The organism is Erwinia sp. INIA01, assembly GCF_025947915.1.
Classification (GTDB): Bacteria; Pseudomonadota; Gammaproteobacteria; order Enterobacterales; family Enterobacteriaceae; genus Erwinia; species Erwinia coffeiphila.
The window spans coordinates 1-5,144 of the sequence record NZ_JAPDNC010000035.1; the positions used below are offsets into that span (position 1 = coordinate 1).

Consider the following 5,144-nt stretch of genomic DNA (forward strand, 5'->3'; position numbering starts at 1 on the left):
CGGCGGCCTCAGCCCGGAACAGTTCGAAAACCAGACCCTCGCTTAGGGACGTGTCCACATTACGTGGGTAAGATCATATCACTACGGCCAGGTACAGCCAGCCCTGCCAGGTCCGTATGTAGGTAATATCCGTCACCCAGACCTGGTTTGGTTTAACAACCGTGAACTCCCGCTGTACCCGGTTTGGGGCAATTACCGACGGACGTCCCCGTGCTCCTCGCGGGATTTTATAGCCATGCACGGCCTTTATTCTGTTCTGCCGCATAATTTTGGCTACCCTGTTTTTACTGCATATTTCTCCGATTTCTCGCAGATCGCTGTAAACCCGCCGGTATCCATAGACGCCGCCACTCAGTGTATAAGAGTCGCGGATAAGCGTCAGCAACCGCTGATTGTCTAATTTTCCCGCAGATACCGGGCAATGGAGCCAGACGTAAAAACCAGAGCGTGCAACCTTCAAAACCCGACACATCAGTGTTATCGACCAGACCTCACGGTTATCGTTAATGAAGCGGTACTTTAGTCGGGCTCCCTTGCAAAGTACCGCGCCGCCTTTTTCAGGATATCTCGTTCCTCCTCAGTTCGCTTGAGCTGCGCTTTCAGGCGGAGGATCTCCGTCCGGGCATCCAGCAGATCCTGCGCCTGATGCCCGCTGGCATCGGGTTTTATGGAACGAACCCATTTGTAGAGGCTGTGTTGCGAGACGCCCAGGCGTGCAGAAACGTCGGCAACGGAATAGCCCCGCTCGGTGATCTGGCGGACAGCTTCTTCCTTAAACTCAGGGGTAAATCGTGTTGTGCCCATAAACTCCTCCTATGCTCAAAATATAGGGCAGATTTGTCTACGGGCTCGGGGTCACTCCATCGACGGCTCAGAAGTGTCTAGATTATCCGTGGCGATTCATACCTCTTATTTTAAGAGAGGCGAAGTGTCTGGTGATCTATGGGGCTAGTCTACCCGATAACACTTCAACCATATATTATTCTGACTGGAGTTAATCATAGTTCTTAGACTACTTCTTATTTTAAGAGAGGCGAAGCGTCAGGTGATCTATGATGCATAGTCTAGCTCGTGACTTTTAAGTCTGTAAGGGAGATCATTATATCAACTGCGATATATACAAAAACCTTCAAGAAAATCAAAAATCAACTATCCTTAAAAAGCAGACTCTTTCACTGATTCTCTTGAAAGTGCACCTGTTTCTGAGTGTGATTGTTACTGTTTCCATGCTACTGTTTTTGAATGCACAAGATGTTGGCTAAAGTGTGCTCTTAAAGAATCCAGGGTAATATTGAAATTCTCAGTTCAGAATGTTGCAGTATTGACTTGCACGGGAGTTGATGTAAAAGGGCGTTCACAAAAGAAAATGTAGTTGAACTCTATAACCGATAAAGGGATTAAGTTATGAAAAAATTTTTTTTAACAACCTTCGCTGCGATTGTTGCCTTGTCAGCACTTACGGGGTGTACCCGTACGAGCTATGCCATACACACCAATGATGGCAGAACGATTATAAGTGACGGCAAACCTAAGGAATCAGCAACAGGTTTGATTGGTTATACGGATGCTAATGGAGTGAAGCAGCAGATTAACAGACAGGATGTAAAAGAAGTGTCGGAAATACCTCACTGACAGAAAAAAATCCAGCGAGCAGGTTGAAATCCGTTTACGTGGCTTGTTCGCACTTTGTCAAAATCATAAAATGTGCTAACCGCACCAGTCAGCACCGTATATCATTCCAAGCATTAATTAACTGTATAATATTCACTTATTCCCGGGCTGTGTCTTGCCAGCCCGGGAATGGTGATATTACGCCCGCGTACGTCGGTACTCAGGGTGCGTGTTGACCCCCCAGAGGCCGGCAAAGGCACTTACCACTGCACCAGTCAGCAGTGCTATAAATGACCACAGAGCCATTCTTGCACCAGCACTGGCTGCAGCGTCAGCTTTTTCAATGGCTTCTTTTTTGAGTTCAGCATAGCGCTCTTTGGTCTCATTCAGTTGCCCCTCAACGTCATTAAGACGTTCCCTGACCTGAGCTGTGGCGTTATCACGGGTTTGAATAAAGTTTTCGACAGCCTTGTCTGCTTCCTGATCCGTCATTGTGGTATTGGCAGACAATGCTTTTTTAACATCTTCCCGGTCTACAGATTTAGTGACACGTTCTGCACGCGACTTCAGTCTGTCGCTAAGACGGTCAAGAATGGCATCACTGCTATCAGGACTGACAGCGAGATCCTTCAGTGCGCGGGTAATGTCATTACCTGCCGCTTTAAGTTGTGTCTGAAGGTACTCAGGCTGAAGTTCCGGGATGCCTGATTTTTTGAGCGCATCCGTAATTTTCTGGTCTGCGTTATTTGAATCAAAGCTGGTATCCAGACCCAGGCTTTCAGTAAGCCCGGAGGCAACATCTGCCGAGCCGCCAGCAGCTTTTCCAGCCAGACTGCCTATACCGCTCACTGCACTCCCGGTTGCAGATGCAATACCGCTGACAGCACTGCCCGCCGTGTTCAGTACGCCCCCTACCGCAGCAAATCCCAACACAGAAGCAATTATCAGCGAAGTGGCCCAGCTCAGAAAACCGTGAACGGTCCCGTCCGTCCCGGCAAGACGCCCCGCAATAAACCCGCCACAGGCCAGGCTTATCACAACAGAGATAACAGACCAGGCTATCACAGCCTTATCAGCACCATTAATGATATCTTCTGATTTAGGCTCTAACATTGAGAGACCAAGGCTCGTTCCAAGCGTTGTGAAAAGCAGTGACAATGCAATGGCTGTAACCACCCCTGCAAACACACTTCCCCACGAGATACGTCTCACCAGAACAGCATCTTTATGAATTTCCATAATATGTCCTTAAATTATAAAAAATGCACAGTTGCTTCAGAAGTGTAGGACCTTTTCAGGAATATTCCGAACGCTCAGGACTCAAAATGTTTCCTGTAAGCATAACATTTATTTAAATTATTATTTTTACTAATGATTATTGCGTCAGTAATCCTTCAAACATAACCAGCCGGCATAAATTCTTTGCTCGTTATGACGGTAGCCTGTTGAGTTTTATCTGGCAGGTTTATAAGGGGGAGTCAATGTAAAGTCCTGACGAGGATCCCTGATGAAACGGCGTGGTACCGCAATGCTGGCTGCAACATCTATTTGATGTAACAACACACTGCACGACGACACGGCTGAGTGAACTGTTGTCAAGGTGGACAGCTCTGTTTGCTTGCCAGATGGCAGACTGCTTATTCCTGACAATGATAGTTGATTACGCATATCCCGAGCATTCAGCAGGAGAAAAAAACGCGGCAAACAAAACAGCTTCAGGTTCTCATTAGAGCGTGGTGGAAATCACTCCTGCCTGATATCAGTACAGACCGTGTTTTTAGGATTACGGAAATCATTACACACGGCAGTACATTAAGACTGGCAAAATCGAACATTCATCAGCATTGTCAGTTCCGGCTAACTCATTATACAACAGAGGCTTAACGGGGCTTGTCAGGGTGTAATATGAGAGAAGGATTTAAAGATATAGCTAATTCATTTACCAAATATGATACCGGTTCTAACAGGGTTGTTTAACTATGACTGTGGCAACCAACCCTGCAATGAAAAATCTCATCCCACTATGATATACAGGCTCCAGCGAGGACACCTGCTAAAGCTCCCCCGGATGTTATCTCTCCCGGCTTTAGCACTGGTCAGGGAGAGGGCGTGCCAAACCGTGTGTTTCACCCTCAAAATTTAACTGGTATGCAGATGGTGCATCTGCTGGTCATCACCGGAAACAGGCTCACGACGCCAGCCCGACTGCTCCATCACCTGGTCCAGACCGGTGAGGTTACCGGTGATACGCTCCGGCAGCTAGTAGCGCTGCGTGAATGCCTTATCAAACCCGCCATCCTGGGCAGCCCGGTTTATTCAGATACCTGACACTAAAGGATTCAGTTGTATTGTGTCACTTCCTGATAGATCGTGGCGTACATCAGCAGACAGCAAAGATTCCAGACCCCTCACTGCTTCTGCAGAAACTCATCCAGCACTGGCAGTAACCACTGCACCTGGCTTTCCTGAACAGAATGGTCAGTGAATGGCACATTCAGAAACGTAGCTCCTGCCACCCGGTCTGCCAGTTCGACAGCATTAGTGCGAGAGACAAGCTGGTCTTCATCGCCCCGCACGACCAGCAGGCGGGCACGGATGTTACGCACGGATTCGCCCGGATAGCCTGCTTCACTGTCGTCAAGCCAGAGCTGCCGCACTGCCGCCATCAGCCTCTCAAATCAGGCTCAGGGTTCAGTGCAAGGTAGCGATCAACCTCTCGAGTGAACATTTCACACCAGTCTGCCGCAGTGATGTTCGCGTACATCTCTCTGATTGGGTCATCCAGTGATAACGACCAGTGCGCGCCGATCGTAATAAGCTTGTCGATCCAGGTCTTACCGCTCGCGGCCGAGCGCAGGGCTGCAATGCCGCCGTCACTGTGGCCAACTACGCTTGTGCTGGTAATTCCTAAATGCCGGATAACAGCCTCCACATCCTCCTGAATACGTCTGTATGTCAGGGGATAAATACCGAGAGTGGATTTGCCATGTCCCTGACTGTCGATGCCGATCAAGCGGTAGGTTTTGCCAAGATGCGGCGCCAGCATATTGAAGGTTTGCATATCACCAAGACCTCCATGTAGAAAGAGCAGTGCCGGGCCGTCCTTATTGCCCTGTTGTTCGTAATAGATGCGCGCGCCGTTGACTTGAAGGTGTACACCGTCCAGGTGGTTGAAGACTGTCATGCCATTGAGCCTTGTCCTGATGGTTGTGGATACTTGTATCGTATCAGTTTAATACTGCAAATGGCTGAGTTTCAGGAATTGGAAACAATCTGGAATGCAATTTCATGTATTAAAATTGATGAGGCTGAACTGACGCTGGCTTTGAAAAAAATCTGATGCTGAGGCTGTTGAGAAAGACGGTATGAGGGCATTGCATCAGTATCATTCTTTATACTGCTTAGTGAAGTCGCCTGTAAAACTTGACGCCATAAAAAAAGTTCTGCAGCCCATCTTCTAAATAGCTGTTCCGAATAATAGATCACTTTGAGGGAACTCAGCCCGGATTGTGCGATCTGATCAATCGCCAAAC

Annotated in this window: 5 protein-coding genes and 1 pseudogene; 1 reads left to right on the forward strand and 5 read right to left on the reverse strand. The window is 48.2% G+C overall.

What is annotated here, in order from left to right; translation table 11 throughout:
• Window positions 1-76: 76 nt before the first annotated feature.
• A pseudogene (locus OMR58_RS25910) lies at window positions 77-804 on the reverse strand (IS3 family transposase); the annotation flags it as partial.
• A gap of 600 nt (window positions 805-1,404) precedes the next feature.
• Here OMR58_RS25910 and OMR58_RS25915 point away from each other — a divergent pair.
• The gene (locus OMR58_RS25915; RefSeq protein ID WP_200563711.1) at window positions 1,405-1,632 is read left to right on the forward strand and encodes a YgdI/YgdR family lipoprotein; all 228 of its coding nucleotides are present in this window, start codon (window positions 1,405-1,407) and stop codon (window positions 1,630-1,632) included.
• Window positions 1,633-1,809: 177 nt separating this feature from the next.
• Here the strand turns inward: OMR58_RS25915 and OMR58_RS25920 are convergent, their stop codons facing one another.
• The 4 genes from OMR58_RS25920 to OMR58_RS25935 form a co-directional block, all read right to left on the reverse strand.
• Window positions 1,810-2,850: a TIGR04086 family membrane protein gene (locus tag OMR58_RS25920; RefSeq protein WP_264547328.1), complete on the reverse strand. Its 1,041-nt coding sequence runs from the start codon at window positions 2,848-2,850 to the stop codon at window positions 1,810-1,812.
• A gap of 1,169 nt (window positions 2,851-4,019) precedes the next feature.
• Window positions 4,020-4,277, reverse strand: coding sequence for an alpha/beta fold hydrolase (locus OMR58_RS25925; RefSeq protein WP_264547329.1), 258 nt, complete (start codon window positions 4,275-4,277; stop codon window positions 4,020-4,022).
• The gene (locus OMR58_RS25930; RefSeq protein WP_264547330.1) at window positions 4,277-4,795 is read right to left on the reverse strand and encodes an alpha/beta fold hydrolase; all 519 of its coding nucleotides are present in this window, start codon (window positions 4,793-4,795) and stop codon (window positions 4,277-4,279) included. The genes OMR58_RS25925 and OMR58_RS25930 overlap by 1 nt, the downstream gene beginning before the upstream one ends.
• A 71-nt stretch (window positions 4,796-4,866) precedes the next feature.
• A partial coding sequence (locus tag OMR58_RS25935; RefSeq protein ID WP_264547331.1) for a hypothetical protein occupies window positions 4,867-5,144 on the reverse strand: 278 nt, incomplete at its 5' end.